This window comes from Microbacterium fluvii, assembly GCF_025515205.1.
Taxonomy (GTDB): domain Bacteria; phylum Actinomycetota; class Actinomycetes; order Actinomycetales; family Microbacteriaceae; genus Microbacterium; species Microbacterium fluvii.
In genome coordinates this window covers 1,680,178-1,694,837 of sequence record NZ_JAOPFX010000001.1, presented here as the reverse complement: position 1 = coordinate 1,694,837, position 14,660 = coordinate 1,680,178, and the positions used below count along the sequence as shown (strand labels likewise).

Sequence of the window (14,660 nt, the reverse complement as noted above, 5' to 3'; positions counted from 1 at the left end):
TCGGTGATCGGCACCACCTCAGTGCGGGGCGCCGGCCGGGACTCCCGGTCGGCGCTCCGCCGCGCCGCCGCGACCGTGCTGCGCCCCGTCCACGCGGTCTCCGCGCGAGCCGCGGCAGCGGCCGATCGCGCCGCCGCCGCCGGCACGCACTCCGAACCGGCCCTGCAGCGAGCCGTCGGCCGCCCCAGCGACAGGTCGCTGTTCCGCCTCTCCGGAGGAGTGCTGACGATGGTCGGGGTGATCATGCTCGGCTTCGTCGTGCAGGCGGCCGGCGTCTCTGCGCTCAGCCACACCCGCACCCAGGCGACGCTGTACGACCAGTACCGACACTCGCTCGCAGACGCCACCGCCCCTGTCGGACAGGTCGACGCCGAGGGTGCGCTGTACCCGCTCGGCACGCCGATGGCGATCCTCTCGATCCCCTCGATCGGGGTGAAGGAGGTGGTGGTCGAAGGCACCACTTCGGCTGCTCTCCTGGCCGGTCCCGGTCACCGCCGCGACAGCGTGCTCCCCGGTCAGAGCGGCACTTCGGTCATCATGGGCAGGCAGGGCGCCTACGGCGGCCCGTTCTCGCGCCTGCACGAACTCGCCGTGGGCGACGCGATCTCGGCGACCACGGGCCAGGGCACCTCCACCTACCGTGTGGTCGGCATCCGCGATACCGCCACCTCGCCGGCCGCCGTCGACGGGGCCGGCCGGCTCACGCTGGTCACCGCCGGCGGTGACCCGTGGCTTCCGGAGGGGATCCTGCGGATCGATGCCGAACTGATCTCGACACCGTACGCGACACCGCAGCGCGCATTGCTGGTGGGCTCGCTCACGGCGGCGGAGGAGGCCATGGCGCCCGACCCGTCCGCCGGGCTTCCGCTGCTCCTCAGCCTCGAGTTCGCCGTCGTCGCCGTCTGGGCGTGCGCCGTGGGGCGCAGGCGCTGGGGGCGATGGCACGTCTGGGTCGCCGCGGCACCCGTGCTGCTGGTCGCCGGAGCGCTCGTGGCCACGCAGACGGTCATTCTGCTTCCGAACCTGTTCTGACTCCCACCCCCGAAACCGAGGACCCCATGATCGAGACGCCCGCCGTCAGCACCGCCCCCACCGAGGTCATCACGACGGCCGTTCCCGCTGCGCTCGAAGCCTCGGCGGTCTCTGCCTGGTTCGGCGATCGCAAGGTGCTCGACCAGGTCTCGCTGGCCATGCCCTCGGGAAAGGTCACCGCACTGATCGGCCCGTCCGGATGCGGCAAGTCGACGTTTCTGCGCATCCTCAACCGCATGCACGAGCTGGTCCCCGGCGCGAGCCTCGCCGGTGAGGTGCGCATCGATGGCGTGGACATCTACGACGCGACCCTTCGGGTGACCGACGCTCGGCGCCAGATCGGCATGGTGTTCCAGAAGCCCAACCCCTTTCCCGCGATGAGCATCGCCGACAACGTGCTGGCGGGACTCACTCTCACCGGCATCCGCGCCACCAAGACGGCCAAGCGCGACCTCGTCGAGGAGTGCCTGATCAAGGCAGGGCTGTGGAAGGAGGTCAAAGACCGACTCGCCCAGCCGGGAGGGGGCCTGTCGGGCGGGCAGCAGCAGCGCCTGTGCATCGCCCGCTCCCTGGCGGTGCGTCCTCGCGTGCTCCTCATGGATGAGCCGTGTTCGGCGCTGGATCCTACCTCGACCCGCCGGATCGAGGAGACGATCGGCGAGCTCGCCCGTGACGTGACGATCGTCATCGTCACGCACAACATGCAGCAGGCTCAGCGCGTGAGCGACCAGTGCGCGTTCTTCCTCGCCTCGCAGGGCACTCCGGGGGTCATCGTCGAGCACGGCGACACGGCGGCGATGTTCTCGGCGCCGCAGGATCCGCGCACGTCCGACTACGTGCACGGCCGCTTCGGCTGACATCGGCCCTCAGGCGGCACCGCTCGCGCGCTCGCGCGCGACGTGACTGCGCGCGTGGGCCACCGCATCCTCCAGTCGGGTGAACAGGTGCTTGTGATGCCGCAGCGCATCCAGCACCCCGACCGTGCGGAAGAGCTCCTCGTGGCCGGGCTGCACCCCCTTGATCAGCACCGTGACGCCGCGGCGCTCGAGCCAGGTGACGATGTCGCCGAGCACCCTGGCGCCGGTCGCGTCGACGAGCTCGAGCTGCGACATGCGCAGGATCACGACCGAGACCCCGTTGGTCGCGGTGACCTCGTCGAAGACCCGGTCGGCGGCGGTGAAGAAGAGCGGCCCGTCGAACCGCAGCAGCGCGATGCGCTCGTCGCCGGGTTCGGCATCGCCCGGGAGCGGCTCGCGGTGCACGGTGGTCGCCTTCGACAGACTCCGCAGCGCGAAGACGCCGGCGAAGACGACGCCGATCGCGACGGCGACGATGAGATCGAACGACACCGTGACCAGCGCCGTCACGACGAACGCGACGGCGTCGGCGCGGGTCGACCGCAGGATCGAGCGCACCGTCGCGCGGTGCACCATGCGCACCGCCGTGACCATGAGCACACCGGCCAGCGCCGCCAGCGGGATGAAGCCGACGGGCCGGGCGGCGACGAGCACGACCAGCAGCAGCACGACGGCGTGGGTGATCGCCGCGAGTCGCGTGCGGCCACCCGAGCGGACGTTGACCGCGGTGCGGGCGATCGCCCCCGTCGCGGGCATGCCGCCGAACAAACCGGAGCCGATCGAGGCCAGCCCCTGCCCGACCAGCTCGCGGTCGGGGTAGAAGGTACCGGTGTCGGCCATGGCGCCGGCGACCCGCGCCGACAGCAGCGACTCGATCGCCGCGAGGGCGGCGACCGTGAGGGCGGGGCCGACGAGGGCGCCCAGGGTTGTGAGGTCGATGTCGGGCAGCGCGGGCGCGGGAAGCGAGGCCGGCAGCGCCCCGATCGTCGCCAGCGGGGTGGCGACGACCAGCGCGATCACCGTCACCAGCGCGATGCCGATGAGCGAGCCCGGCAGGCCAGGACGCAGCCGGGGAGCGAGCACCATGCAGACGGCGACGAGACCGGCTGCCGCCAGTGACCACGGCAGGTAGCCGGGGTCGGCGGCCACGAGCGCCTGCACGGCCGCCACGACGGCGTTCGAGCTGTGCTCGCCGGCCGCCGCCGTGTGCGGCGAGGCCAGCAGCGGCACCTGCTGGAAGAAGATGATCGTCGCGATGCCGAGGGTGAACCCCTCGATCACCGGCCAGGGGATGAACGACACGGCACGGCCGAGTCGCAGCATCCCCGCCGCCACCACCACGACACCGGCCAGCACGCTGATCGCCGCGACCGCCGCGGCGCCGTGCGTGGCGACGATCGGCATCAGCACGACGACCATCGCGCCGGTGGGTCCGGAGACCTGCACGTTCGAGCCGCCGAACACGGCCGCGACGAGGCCCGCCACGATCGCGGTGACCAGGCCGGCCTCGGCGCTCAGGCCCGCGCTCACCCCGAACCCGAGTGCAAGGGGGAGGGCGACGATGCCGACGGTCACTCCCGCCAGCAGATCGGCGCGCCACGTGCGGGCGATCGAGCGGTAGTCGGATGCCGCCGGCAGCAGGCCGCGCAGCGTGCGCGCCGCGGTGGTCATCGCGACCCGGTGGCCTCGCCCGGCAGGGCGGGCAGCGTCGCGGCGTCGGCGAGCAGGTCGCGGTCGCCGGCGAGCAGGCTCAGCAGCAGGCCACGGGCGACGGCGAGAAGGTCGGCGACGGCGGGGGAGGCGAGCCGGTAGTACACGTGGCTCGCGCGGCGCTCCGATTCGACGAGTCGGTGACGTCGCAGCACTGCGAGGTGCTGCGAGAGGTGGGACGGCTCGAGCCCCGTCTCGTGCTGGAGCTCGGCGACCGTGCATTCGGGGGCTGCGCTGAGCAGTTCGAGGATGCGGATGCGCAGCGGATGCGACAGCCCCTTGAACAGCCCGGCCTTGACCTCGTAGAGCGGCTTCTGAACACGTGTTAGCGGCATGATGAAGTCATCATATCGAGCGATGCCGTCGGCACAGCCGCCCGTGGCGCTCCGTAGGATGGACCCATGCGCATCCACATCGCGACCGACCACGCCGGCCTCGAGTTCTCGACGCAGCTGCAGCACCACCTCGCCGCGCAAGGGCACGAGGTCGTCGACCACGGTCCGATCGAGTACGACCCGCTCGACGACTACCCGGCGTTCTGCATCCGCGCCGCCCAGGCGGTCGTGCGCGACCAGGAGGCGGGCATCGTCACGCTCGGCGTCGTGTTCGGCGGGTCGGGCAACGGCGAGCAGATCGCGGCCAACAAGGTGCGCGGCATCCGCGCGGCCCTCGTCTGGAACCTCGCCACGGCAGAACTGGCCCGCGAGCACAACGACGCCAACGTCATCGCCATCGGCGCCCGCCAGCACACCTTCGACGAGGCGACGACGTTCATCGACCGCTTCATCGCGACGCCCTTCCCGGGCGAGGAGCGGCACGCCCGGCGCATCGCGCAGCTCGCCGCCTATGAGACCGAGGGCATCCTCGAACCCGACCCGCGGGCGACGGCGGGGGGCCCCGACGTGCTCGCGGCCTCCGACAGCTCGTTCGACCCCGAAGCCGGCTGATGCCCGAGGGGCACTCCGTCCACCGCATCGCCCGGCAGTTCGACCGCAACATCGTCGGGCGCCGGGTGTCGGCATCCAGTCCCCAGGGCAGGTTCGCCGAAGGCGCCACCGTCATCGACGGCCGTGAGGCGACCGCCGTGCGCGCCGTCGGCAAGCAGATGTTCCTCGAGTTCGACGACGACATCTGGCTGCGGGTGCATCTGGGCATGTACGGCGCGTGGGACTTCGCCGGCGAGATCATCGTCGACCCGACCATCGCCTCGGCCAACGGCCGGATGGGGCAGACCAATCAGCGCGGCACCGACCTCGACGCCATCATGGATGCCGCGGGCGAGAACTCACTGACCTCCATCGGCGCACCGCGCAGGACCCGAGTGCACGTGCGCATGTCGGAGCAGACGACGGGCCTCGCAGAAGAGACCGAGTGGCCGCCGCCGGTGGTCGGGCAGGTGCGGCTGCGCCTCATGACAGTCCCCACGCCCTCTCCGCTCGACGCTGACGCGTCGGGCGGAGCCTCGGGGCGCGTGGGCCCAACCACCTGCGCCGACCTCCGCGGCCCCACCGCGTGCGAACTGCAGACCGCCGACGAGGTGGCGGCGACCATCGCCAAGCTCGGCCCCGACCCGCTCGTCGACGATCTCGCCGAGGGCGAGGAGCGCTTCACCGCCGTCGTACGCCGCAAGCCCACCGCGATCGGGCAGCTGCTGATGGATCAGTCGGTCGTCAGCGGCATCGGCAACGTCTACCGCGCCGAGCTGCTGTTCCGTGCCCGGCTGAACCCGCACACCCCGGGGCGCGACGTGCCGGAAGAGGTCGTGCGGGGCCTGTGGCACGACTGGACGCGGCTGCTGCGCATCGGCGTCGAGACGGGCCAGATGATGACGATGGACGACCTGTCGCCCGACGACTACCGCAGGGCGATGGCCAGCCGCGACGATCGGCACTGGGTCTATCACCGTGCGGGGCTCCCCTGCCGCGTGTGCGGCACCGAGATCGCCCTCGAAGAGATGGCGACCCGCAAGCTGTACTGGTGCCCGTCGTGCCAGCGCTGATGGTGCAGAGGTGAACGAATGAGACAGAATCCGAGCTTCGCGCTCACCGACACGGCCGAGCTGCGGCGGCTGATCGCCCGCAACCCGTGGGTGACGCTGGTCTCGCACACCGACGACGGACTCGTCGCCTCGCACTACGCCGTGCTGCTCGACGACGAGCGCGACGACCTCACGATCGTCGGCCACGTCGGCAAGCCGGACGACCTCATCCACGGGCTGGGGGAGCGGGAGCTGATGGTGGTGGTGCAGGGGCCGCACGGCTACATCTCACCCGGCTGGTACGGCGACGTCGCGAGCGTGCCCACCTGGAACTTCGTGTCGGCCCACCTCACAGGCGTCCCCGAGATCCTCAGCCCCGAAGAGAACCTCCGGGTGCTCGACCGGCTCGTGGCCCACTTCGAGGGCGGGATGCCGCAGCCCCGGCTCATGTGGGAGCGCCCCAACGACGAGGACTACGTGCGGCGGCTCGAGCGCGGCACGGTCGGCTTCCGCCTCACGCCGAGCACGGTCGTCGCCAAGCGAAAGCTGAGCCAGAACAAGACCGACGAGGTCGTCGAGACGGTGATCGCGGAGCTGTCAGGCGACGCGGCGTGGGCGAACCCCGCGCTCGCCGCCGAGATGGTTCGCGCGCGCGACGCCAGGCGGCCCAGGTGAACGTGGGGGATTCGGTCGGCACGATCGTCGGCGCCCGCGTCTCCGGGCCGGGTAGCGAGCTGCTCCCTGAGGGACTGCTCGACGTCGTCATCGCCGACGGCCGCATCGTCGACATCGCGCCCACGCGCGCACTGCGCCCCGTCGGCGACGTACTGCGCGCCGACGGCGGCTGGCTGATCCCTGGACTGTGGGACCACCACGTGCACACCGTGCAGTGGGCCCTCGTCGCGCAGCGCGAAGACCTCGGCTCCGTCGGCTCGGCGGCCGGTGCCGCGCGCGTGATGGGTGGGGCTCCCGTGCTGGCCGACGGTCGTCGCATCGGCACGGGCTTCCGCGACGCCCTCTGGCCCGACGCCGCCGACCTCGAGCTGCTCGATGCCGCCACCGGCGGCATCCCGACCTATCTCATCAACGCCGACGTGCACAGCGTGTGGCTGAACTCGGCCGCCCAGCACCGCGAGGGACTGCAGACGGGACCCGACGGGATGCTGCGTGAAGCGCCCGCGTTCGAGATCTCGCGCCGGCTCAACGCCGCCGACCCGATCATCGCCGACGGGCTGGTCGCCGATGCGGCTCGCGCGGCCGCACGCAGGGGCGTGGTCGGCCTCGTCGACCTCGACATGGCATGGAACGTCGAGTCGTGGGCGCGGAGGCTCGCCGGCGGGTTCGACACGCTGCGGGCGGAGTTCGGCATCTATCCCGACCTGCTCGACCGCGCGCTCGCCGAGGGGCTGCGCACCGGCGACGCCGTCGGCGAGGGTGGGCTGGTGACGGTCGGCTCGCTCAAGGTCATCACCGACGGGTCGCTGGGCACCCGCACCGCGGCATGCTCGCACCCCTACCCAGGAGACGGACACGACCACGGGATGCTGACGGTGCCGCCCGCCGAACTGCTCGAGCTCATGACGCGAGCGACGGCCGGTGGGCTCTCGTGCGCCATCCACGCGATCGGCGACGTCGCCAACTCCCACGCGCTCGAGGCGTTCGCCTCGACGGGGGCGACCGGCACGATCGAGCACGCGCAGCTGGTCGCGCACGCCGACATCCCGCGGTTCGCCCGTCTCGGAGTGGGCGCCAGTGTGCAGCCCGAGCACGCCGTCGACGACCGTGACCTCACCGACACGATCTGGGCCGATCAGACGGCGCTGGCCTATCCGCTCCGGGCGCTCGCAGATTCCGGTGCGAACCTGCTGTTCGGCTCCGACGCGCCCGTGTCGCCCCTCGACCCGTGGGCCGCGATGGCCGCAGCCGTCTTCCGCACGCGCGACGGCCGGCCGGCGTGGCGCCCCGAGCAGGCGCTGGATGCGGCGACGGCGCTGGCGGCATCCACTCGAGGCGGCTCGGCGGATCCGGCCGTGATCGCACCGGGAGTCGTCGCCGACCTCGCGCTGTGCGCGGCCGATCCGCTGACCGCCGACGAGCCGGCCATGCGCGGCATGGAGGTCACGGCGACGCTGCTCGGCGGACGCCTCACACACCTGGCCTGAACGGCACGAAGCCCCGGCCGTCGGGCCGGGGCTTCGTTCACTCTGGGTCGCGCGAGATCACTCCGCAAGGTGCGCCGAGAGGAACCAGCGGTCCTTCTCGAGCGTCGCCTTGATGCCGATCACGACGTCCTGGCTCGTGAGGTCGACCTCGTCGAGACCGTCGATCGCGGCCTGCACGTCGGCGAGGATCGCGTCGATGTCGGCGACGATGGCGGCGACCGTCTTGTCCCACTGCGAGAAGCCGGCGGCGATCGTCGATGCGGGCGCCTTGGACGCGATCGTCGACAGTCGCGCGTCGACCGGAAGGCCGAGGGCGACGATCCGCTCGGCGGCCTCATCGGAGGCGGCCTGGGCGTGGTCGACGACGGAGTCGAGCAGCTCGTGGATCGACAGGAAGTTCGTGCCCCGCACGTTCCAATGGGCCTGCTTGCCGTTGACGACGAGCGCCTGCAGTCCGATCACGACGGGAGTGAGGAACTGCGCGGTGCCTGCGGCGACCGTGGGGTCGGCGGCGGTGGCGGAAATGGTCTGGTTCTTGGTCATGTTCTCGTCTCCCTTCGAGAGGCAGTGGCCTCGATGGTGTCAACGCTACTCAGGGCGGGGCATTCCGCAAGCAAGCGAAGGCTGGGCTAATCAGCCGTTATCGTCTGATCATGACCATCGCCGCCGATGCCTCGATCCTGTCCGTCTCCGGCCACGCGCCCGTCGTCGACGAGAGCGCGTTCGTCGCCTCCGGCGCCCGTGTGATCGGCGCCGTCACCCTCGAAGAGGGCTCGAGCGTCTGGTACAACGCGGTGCTGCGCGCAGACGGCGACAGCATCACCCTGGGAGCCGGCAGCAACCTGCAGGACAACGTCTCGGTGCACGTCGACCGCGGTCTTCCCGTCGTGATCGGCCGAGACGTCTCGGTCGGCCACAACGCCGTCGTGCACGGCTGCACGATCGAGGACGGGTGCCTCATCGGCATGGGCAGCGTCGTACTGTCGGGCGCCGTCATCGGCGCCGGATCTCTCGTCGCCGGGGGAGCGGTCGTGCTCGAGGGCGCGGTGATCCCGCCCGGCTCGCTCGTGGCGGGGGTGCCCGCCAAGGTGCGGCGCGAGCTGACCGACGACGAGAAGGCCGGCATCCTGCGCAATGCCGAGACCTATCGCGCGCATCTTGAGAACCACATCGCCGCCGAGGAGGCCCGCTGATGCACATCACCCGACTCGCCCCCAACGAGATCTTCGTTTTCGGCTCCAACGGCGGCGGGATCCACGGGGCGGGCGCCGCGCTGTACGCCGTGCAGAACTTCGGTGCGATCATGGGGCAGTCCGAGGGGATGCAGGGGCAGTCGTACGGCATCGACACGATGTCGGGGCCGGCTGTGTTCGCCGCGCAGGCGGCGCGTTTCGTCGCGTTCGCGGCGCAGCATCCCGAACTGACGTTCCTCGTCACCAAGGTCGGCTGCGGCATCGCCGGCTATGTGCCCGCCCAGGTCGCACCGTTCTTCCGCGGCGCGGGGCCGAACGTCGTGCTCCCCGCGGAGTTCGTCGAGGTGCTGGGCGGCTGACGCCCCGCCCGCCCTTGCTTCAGTCGTCACATACGGCGGCTCCGGCGCGTTCGCGGTCGCCGTATGTGACGACCGAAGCGGATGCCGGAAGCCTCAGTCGTCGTAAATGGCGGCTCGATCGGCCACGCGGTCGCCGTGTGTGACGACCGAGTGAGACGGCGGGCCGCAGGGATCTATGATCCGGCTATGACCTCATCGCCCGACCCCGCCGAAGCGGCCAGGCCCCGTACTCCCTCCCCGCTGAGCGCGCCGTTGCGGCACCTGCACGTGCTGGCCTACTCGGCGATCGGTCTGATCGCTCTGGCCGTGGTCCTCGCCCTTGCGGCAGGCGGAGATCCCTCGACGAAGGTCGATCTCATGGTGTGGGCCGCCGTCACGGTCACCGCCGGCATCACGTGCGCCGTCGGCGCAGTGGTGCTCGCCGGCATCGAAGAGGTCGCCCGGCGACTCGAGCAGGCGCGACGGGGTTAGCGCGAGAGGGATGACGGGAATCGGTCACTCCGCCTCTCCTCACGTCCACCCCTTCACACGCCGGCGGCGCCGGCGGGCACGTATCTGGCACGACCGGCTATCGAGCAGTGACCACCAGACAGCCGCAATAGCAGAGAGGCCCGGATTTCCGGGCCTCTCTGCTATTGCGAGGGGATGACGGGAATCGAACCCGCGTAATCAGTTTGGAAGACTGAGGCTCTACCATTGAGCTACATCCCCGCGGCCGCCGAGGCGACAGCATCCACGAGTCTACTGGACGTCGAGACCCCCCTGTGCACCGGCGACATCCGGATGCGGGCGCGTCGGCTAGACTCGTGGGGGTCGAAAAGGGCGCACGCGCGCGTGCGCACCCGCCCGGGGCGTAGCTCAGCTTGGTAGAGCGCCCGCTTTGGGAGCGGGAGGCCGCAGGTTCAAATCCTGTCGCCCCGACTGTCGGCCCCACGAACCCAGATCTCAGCCGTGCTGCACGTGCGCGGCGATCAGAAGGAGAACGAACAGGCATGGTCAACAGCACCGTCGAGAAGCTCAGCCCCACCCGGGTCAAGCTGCACATCACGGTCTCGCCCGACGAGCTCAAGCCCGCCATCGCACACGCCTACGAGCACATCGCTCAGGACGTGCAGGTGCCCGGCTTCCGCAAGGGCAAGGTCCCCGCGCCGATCATCGACCAGCGCGTGGGCCGTGGCGCCGTGCTCGAGCACGCCGTCAGCGAGGGCCTGGACGGCTACTACCGCGAGGCCGTCACCGCCAACGAGCTGCGCGTGCTGGGCCGCCCGTCGGCCGACATCGTCGAGTGGCCGGCCGAGAAGGACTTCTCGGGCGACCTGATCGTCGACGTCGAGGTCGACGTGCGCCCCGAGTTCGAGCTCCCCGCCTACGAGGGCACCACGATCGAGGTCGACGCCGTCGAGACCGACGAGGCCGCCATCGACGCCGAGGTCGACCGCCTGCGCGCCCGCTTCGGCACGCTCGTGACCGTCGACCGTCCCGCCGCGACCGGCGACTTCGTCGAGCTCAACCTCGTCGCCACGATCGACGGCAACGAGATCGACCGCGCCGAGGGCGTGTCGTACGAGATCGGCTCGGGCGAGCTGCTCGAGGGCATCGACGAGGCCATCGACTCGCTCACCGCCGGTGAAGACACCACCTTCCGCTCCAAGCTCATCGGCGGCGACCACGCCGGCGACGAGGCCGAGGTCTCGGTCTCGGTCGTGGCGGTCAAAGAGCGCGAGCTCCCCGACGCCGACGACGACTTCGCTCAGATGGCCAGCGAGTTCGACACGATCGCAGAGCTCCGCGAGAGCCTCGTCGAGCGCGTCGGCCAGCAGTCGGCGTTCACGCAGGCCTCGGCCGCGCGCGACAAGCTCGTCGAGACCCTGCTCGAGCAGTCCGACATCCCCGTGCCGGCCCAGCTCGTCGAAGACGAGGTGCACGCGCACCTCGAGGGCGAGGGTCGCCTGGAGGACGACGAGCACCGCGCCGAGGTCACCGAGGCCAGCGAGAAGCAGTTCCGCACCCAGATGATCCTCGACGCCATCGCCGAGAAGGCGAACGTGCAGGTGTCGCAGGACGAGCTCACGCAGTACCTCATCCAGTCGGCCGCGCAGTACGGCATGGCCCCGCAGGAGTTCGTCGACGCGCTGCAGCAGCAGAACCAGCTGCCCGTCGTCATCGGCGAGGTCGCCCGCAACAAGGCCCTCGCGGTCGCGCTCGGCAAGGTCACCGTCGTCGACACCAACGGCAAGGCGGTCGACCTGACCGGCTTCGCCGCGCTCGACGACGAAGAAGAGGTCGTCGAAGAGGCGCAGGAGCTTGCGGATGCCGCAGCCGACGCCGACGCGATCATCGAGGCCGAGGAGAAGCCGGCCAAGAAGGCTCCCGCGCGCAAGCCCGCCGCCAAGAAGGCCGCCGCCGAGGCTCCCGCCGACGACGCCGACGCCAAGCCCGCCAAGAAGGCGCCGGCGCGCAAGCCCGCCGCCAAGAAGAAGGCCGACGAGGCCGCCGCCGAGTAAGGCGCGCGCCCGCAGCAGCGATTCGGGGGACGGATGCCGACGGCATCCGTCCCCCATCGCTTTGCCCACGGCGAACACGGGCGGGTCGGTCGCGACGCGCCGGTAGATTCGAAGCACAACACCGGAACGGGAGTGAACATGGCCGAACCCCTTGTCGCGACGAGCGTCTTCGACAGGCTGCTGAAGGACCGCATCATCTGGCTGGGCTCGGAGGTGCGCGACGAGAACGCGAACGAGATCTGCGCGAAGATCCTGCTGCTGGCCGCGGAGGACTCCGAGAAGGACATCTACCTGTACGTCAACTCGCCCGGCGGATCGATCACGGCCGGCATGGCCATCTACGACACGATGCAGTTCGTGCCCAACGACATCGTCACGGTGGGCATCGGCATGGCCGCCTCGATGGGCCAGCTGCTGCTCACGGCCGGCACCAAGGGCAAGCGCTACATCACGCCCAACGCCCGCGTGCTGCTGCACCAGCCGCACGGCGGCTTCGGCGGCACCTCGAGCGACATCCAGACGCAGGCCCAGCTCATCGTCTCGATGAAGAACCGCCTCGCCGAGATCACTGCGGCCCAGACCGGCAAGACGGTCGAGCAGATCAACGAAGACGGCGACCGCGACCGCTGGTTCACGGCCCAGGAGGCGCTGGAGTACGGCTTCGTCGACCACATCCGCGAGTCGGCGGCCGACGTCATCGGCGGCGGCGGAACCGCGGCCTGAACGATCCGAAGGCGAAAGAGAGAGAAACCCGAATGAACGTCCCCACCTTCGGAGGCACGGCACACGGTGGCCTGCAGGCACCCGGAAGCCGCTACATCCTGCCGCAGTTCGAGGAGCGCACGGCCTACGGCTACAAGCGCCAGGACCCGTACAACAAGCTGTTCGAGGACCGCGTGATCTTCCTCGGCGTGCAGGTCGACGACGCCTCGGCCGACGATGTCATGGCGCAGCTGCTCGTGCTCGAGTCGCAGGATCCCGATCGCGACATCATCATGTACATCAACTCGCCCGGCGGCTCGTTCACGGCCATGACGGCGATCTACGACACGATGCAGTACATCTCGCCCCAGATCCAGACGGTCGTGCTGGGTCAGGCGGCATCCGCCGCGGCCGTGCTGCTGGCCGCGGGTGCCCCCGGCAAGCGCCTGGCGCTTCCCAACGCCCGCATCCTCATCCACCAGCCCGCGATGGGGGAGGCCGGCCACGGCCAGGCGTCCGACATCGAGATCCAGGCGCAGGAGATCCTGCGCATGCGCACGTGGCTCGAAGAGACGCTGGCCAAGCACTCCGGCCGCTCGCAGGAGCAGGTCAACCGCGACATCGACCGAGACAAGATCCTCTCGGCCACCGAGGCGGTCGAGTACGGTCTGGTCGACCAGGTGCTCACGACGCGCAAGCGCACGCCCGCGGCGATCACCAAGTAACGCCGTTCGCACGAAGGAGAGGATGCTGCGGCATCCTCTCCTTCGTCGTTCGCGGCCGGCGAACCTTGCGCCGCGTGTCGCCAATGCCCGCCGGTGTCGTCGGGAGCGTCTAGGCTCGAACCATGTCGGGGCCCGGGAGGGCGCTGGGGGATCTGGAGGCTGCACATGGCTCGCATCGGTGAGAGCGCCGACCTGTTCAAGTGCTCGTTCTGCGGAAAGAGCCAGAAGCAGGTGCAGCAGCTGATCGCCGGCCCCGGCGTGTACATCTGCGACGAGTGCGTCGAGCTGTGCAACGAGATCATCGAAGAGCGCATGGCGGAGTCGTCGTCGGGCGAGGTCAGCGAGTTCGAGCTTCCCAAGCCGCGCGAGATCTTCTCGTTCCTCGACGAGTACGTCGTCGGGCAGGATGACGCCAAGCGCGCGCTGTCGGTCGCCGTCTACAACCACTACAAGCGCGTGCGCGCGCACGGCACCCTGCAGAGCGCCGAGCAGCGCGCCGACGAGATCGAGATCGCCAAGAGCAACATCCTTCTCCTCGGCCCCACCGGCTGCGGCAAGACCTACCTCGCCCAGACGCTCGCCAAGCGCCTCAACGTGCCGTTCGCCGTCGCCGACGCGACGGCGCTCACCGAGGCCGGCTACGTGGGCGAAGACGTCGAGAACATCCTGCTGAAGCTCCTGCAGGCCGCCGACTTCGACACCAAGCGCGCCGAGACGGGCATCATCTACATCGACGAGGTCGACAAGATCGCCCGCAAGGCCGAGAACCCCTCGATCACGCGCGACGTGTCGGGCGAGGGCGTGCAGCAGGCCCTGCTGAAGATCCTCGAGGGCACCGTCGCCTCGGTGCCGCCGCAGGGCGGGCGCAAGCACCCGCACCAGGAGTTCATCCAGATCGACACGACGAACGTGCTGTTCATCGTGGCGGGCGCCTTCGCCGGCCTCGAAGACATCATCTCGTCGCGCGTCGGCAAGCACGGCGTCGGCTTCGGCGCACCTCTGCACAACAAGGGCGACGACCTGACGCTGTTCAGCGAGGTGCAGCCGGAAGACCTGCACAAGTTCGGACTCATCCCCGAGTTCATCGGCCGTCTTCCGGTCGTCGCCTCGGTGGCGCCGCTCGACCGCGCCGCGCTCATGGAGATCCTCACCGAGCCCAAGAACGCGCTCGTCAAGCAGTATCAGCGCATGTTCGAGCTCGACGGCGTGGAGCTCGAGTTCGACACCGAGGCGCTCGAGGCGATCGCCGACCTCGCGGTCAGCCGCAAGACCGGCGCCCGGGGCCTGCGCGCGATCCTCGAAGACGTGCTCGGCCCGATCATGTTCGAGATCCCCTCGGCCGACGACGTGACCAAGGTCGTCATCACGCGCGCCTCGGTCGACGAGGGCGCGCCGCCCACCGTCGTGCTGCGGCAGAAGCGCAAGAGCGCCTGACCCC

16 protein-coding genes and 2 tRNA genes are annotated in these 14,660 nt (G+C 70.3%); 14 read left to right on the top strand and 4 right to left on the bottom strand.

The annotated features are described in order from the left end of the window. Positions 1-3: 3 nt before the first annotated feature. Entirely contained in the window at positions 4-1,032 is a 1,029-nt protein-coding gene (locus OAW74_RS07890) for a sortase (RefSeq protein WP_262873746.1), read from the top strand. Positions 1,033-1,058: 26 nt separating this feature from the next. After that, a complete protein-coding gene (locus OAW74_RS07885) occupies positions 1,059-1,889 on the top strand; it encodes a phosphate ABC transporter ATP-binding protein (RefSeq protein ID WP_262873745.1) in 831 nt (276 codons plus the stop codon). A gap of 9 nt (positions 1,890-1,898) precedes the next feature. Here OAW74_RS07885 and OAW74_RS07880 read toward each other — a convergent pair whose 3' ends face one another. Both OAW74_RS07880 and OAW74_RS07875 read right to left on the bottom strand, forming a co-directional pair. Beyond that, positions 1,899-3,560 carry a SulP family inorganic anion transporter gene (locus OAW74_RS07880; RefSeq protein ID WP_262873744.1) on the bottom strand — a complete coding sequence of 554 codons (1,662 nt, stop codon included), beginning with the start codon at positions 3,558-3,560 and terminating at the stop codon, positions 1,899-1,901. Continuing rightward, positions 3,557-3,934, bottom strand: a complete 378-nt coding sequence (locus tag OAW74_RS07875) for an ArsR/SmtB family transcription factor (RefSeq protein ID WP_262873743.1) — start codon at positions 3,932-3,934, stop codon at positions 3,557-3,559. Before OAW74_RS07875 ends, OAW74_RS07880 begins: the two co-directional genes overlap by 4 nt. A gap of 66 nt (positions 3,935-4,000) precedes the next feature. Between OAW74_RS07875 and OAW74_RS07870 the strand changes: the two genes are divergently transcribed. Genes OAW74_RS07870 through OAW74_RS07855 form a run of 4 tightly spaced genes read left to right on the top strand, consistent with a single transcriptional unit; the run spans position 4,001 to position 7,739 of the window. Then, positions 4,001-4,546, top strand: coding sequence for a ribose-5-phosphate isomerase (locus OAW74_RS07870; protein WP_262873742.1), 546 nt, complete (start codon positions 4,001-4,003; stop codon positions 4,544-4,546). Then, complete coding sequence (locus OAW74_RS07865; protein WP_262873741.1) at positions 4,546-5,598, top strand: Fpg/Nei family DNA glycosylase; 1,053 nt, start codon at positions 4,546-4,548, stop codon at positions 5,596-5,598. The genes OAW74_RS07870 and OAW74_RS07865 overlap by 1 nt, the downstream gene beginning before the upstream one ends. An 18-nt stretch (positions 5,599-5,616) precedes the next feature. Next, positions 5,617-6,252 carry an FMN-binding negative transcriptional regulator gene (locus OAW74_RS07860; RefSeq protein WP_262873740.1) on the top strand — a complete coding sequence of 212 codons (636 nt, stop codon included), beginning with the start codon at positions 5,617-5,619 and terminating at the stop codon, positions 6,250-6,252. Further along, positions 6,249-7,739: an amidohydrolase gene (locus tag OAW74_RS07855; protein WP_378733592.1), complete on the top strand. Its 1,491-nt coding sequence runs from the start codon at positions 6,249-6,251 to the stop codon at positions 7,737-7,739. The genes OAW74_RS07860 and OAW74_RS07855 overlap by 4 nt, the downstream gene beginning before the upstream one ends. Before the next feature lie 57 nt (positions 7,740-7,796). Here the strand turns inward: OAW74_RS07855 and OAW74_RS07850 are convergent, their stop codons facing one another. Then, positions 7,797-8,282, bottom strand: coding sequence for a Dps family protein (locus tag OAW74_RS07850; protein WP_262873739.1), 486 nt, complete (start codon positions 8,280-8,282; stop codon positions 7,797-7,799). Positions 8,283-8,392: 110 nt separating this feature from the next. On the opposite strand from OAW74_RS07850, the gene OAW74_RS07845 reads away from it, so the two are divergent. The 3 genes from OAW74_RS07845 (at position 8,393) to OAW74_RS07835 (ending at position 9,762) form a co-directional block, all read left to right on the top strand. Next, positions 8,393-8,932 carry a gamma carbonic anhydrase family protein gene (locus tag OAW74_RS07845; RefSeq protein WP_262873738.1) on the top strand — a complete coding sequence of 180 codons (540 nt, stop codon included), beginning with the start codon at positions 8,393-8,395 and terminating at the stop codon, positions 8,930-8,932. Further along, the gene (locus OAW74_RS07840; RefSeq protein ID WP_262873737.1) at positions 8,932-9,291 is read left to right on the top strand and encodes an A1S_2505 family phage non-structural protein; all 360 of its coding nucleotides are present in this window, start codon (positions 8,932-8,934) and stop codon (positions 9,289-9,291) included. The genes OAW74_RS07845 and OAW74_RS07840 overlap by 1 nt, the downstream gene beginning before the upstream one ends. Before the next feature lie 186 nt (positions 9,292-9,477). Next, on the top strand, positions 9,478-9,762 hold the full coding sequence (locus tag OAW74_RS07835; RefSeq protein ID WP_262873736.1) for a hypothetical protein: 285 nt from the start codon (positions 9,478-9,480) through the stop codon (positions 9,760-9,762). A 169-nt stretch (positions 9,763-9,931) separates the two neighbouring features. Here the strand turns inward: OAW74_RS07835 and OAW74_RS07830 are convergent. Next, positions 9,932-10,002: transfer RNA gene (locus tag OAW74_RS07830), tRNA-Gly, on the bottom strand. Between the two features lie 136 nt (positions 10,003-10,138). Here OAW74_RS07830 and OAW74_RS07825 point away from each other — a divergent pair. The 5 genes from OAW74_RS07825 to clpX all read left to right on the top strand — a co-directional run bounded on the left by OAW74_RS07825 (position 10,139) and on the right by clpX (position 14,656). Beyond that, positions 10,139-10,212, top strand: a tRNA-Pro gene (locus OAW74_RS07825). Positions 10,213-10,283: 71 nt separating this feature from the next. Further along, positions 10,284-11,795: a trigger factor gene (tig, locus tag OAW74_RS07820; protein WP_262873735.1), complete on the top strand. Its 1,512-nt coding sequence runs from the start codon at positions 10,284-10,286 to the stop codon at positions 11,793-11,795. Between the two features lie 138 nt (positions 11,796-11,933). After that, on the top strand, positions 11,934-12,518 hold the full coding sequence (locus OAW74_RS07815; protein ID WP_262873734.1) for an ATP-dependent Clp protease proteolytic subunit: 585 nt from the start codon (positions 11,934-11,936) through the stop codon (positions 12,516-12,518). A 32-nt stretch (positions 12,519-12,550) separates the two neighbouring features. Further along, complete coding sequence (locus OAW74_RS07810) at positions 12,551-13,222, top strand: ATP-dependent Clp protease proteolytic subunit (protein ID WP_262873733.1); 672 nt, start codon at positions 12,551-12,553, stop codon at positions 13,220-13,222. 165 nt (positions 13,223-13,387) lie between these two features. After that, a complete protein-coding gene (gene clpX / locus OAW74_RS07805) occupies positions 13,388-14,656 on the top strand; it encodes an ATP-dependent Clp protease ATP-binding subunit ClpX (RefSeq protein ID WP_262873732.1) in 1,269 nt (422 codons plus the stop codon). The last annotated feature ends 4 nt before the right edge of the window (positions 14,657-14,660 follow it).